Below are 545 nucleotides of genomic sequence, written 5' to 3' on the forward strand. Positions count from 1 at the left end.
ATCAAGTGTAAACTTACAAGTTCTCTTCATATTTACTGGTTGCGATCTTAATTTCAAGTCCCACAAAGATACTAAAAACTCTCCGATACGTATACATGTCCCTTAGGGTATAATAGAAATTAGAAGATAGAGATTAGAAGATAGAGATTAGAAGTTAGTTCTTGGGAGCACTGCTCTAAGACGCAATAAGAGAAGCGAGCTGTCTAGTCTCTGAGTACTAGACGGCTCGCTTTATGTGTCTCTTGCCTCAAGGAGTATAGCATCTAGCCCGCAGTGGTTGCAGGCTAGAATGCTTAGGAGAGACTTTGTTGTATCCCCTTAGGATAGAAGTAGCTACACCCCGCTCTGCGCTAGCTCGAGGAGGTGCTGCATCATCTCTTGGTGATGTGTAGATTGTCTTGCTCGAGAGGCTGCCTCTAGAGCCTTGGAGAGACTGGTGGGTGTGAGATAAGGTAGTCGTATATCCATAGTCGTCTAGTCATGTGATCGGGGATGGCGACGCTGTTAGTCTTGATAGGCTACAGCTTACGAGATCCTCGTACACA

General features: G+C 45.1%; 1 protein-coding gene. It reads right to left on the minus strand.

Annotation, left to right across the window (positions count from 1 at the left end; all coding sequences use genetic code 11):
- Positions 1 to 333: 333 nt before the first annotated feature.
- Positions 334 to 468: a hypothetical protein gene (locus PORUE0001_RS11070; RefSeq protein WP_007364501.1), complete on the minus strand. Its 135-nt coding sequence runs from the start codon at positions 466 to 468 to the stop codon at positions 334 to 336.
- Between the last annotated feature and the right edge of the window lie 77 nt (positions 469 to 545).

Source organism: Porphyromonas uenonis 60-3, assembly GCF_000174775.1.
In the GTDB taxonomy this organism is placed as follows: Bacteria; Bacteroidota; Bacteroidia; order Bacteroidales; family Porphyromonadaceae; genus Porphyromonas; species Porphyromonas uenonis_A.

What these genes read in the sequence shown, in the direction of transcription:
- PORUE0001_RS11070 (WP_007364501.1), bottom strand. Translation starts at nt 468, where the DNA reads ATGGATATACGACTACCTTATCTCACACCCACCAGTCTCTCCAAGGCT.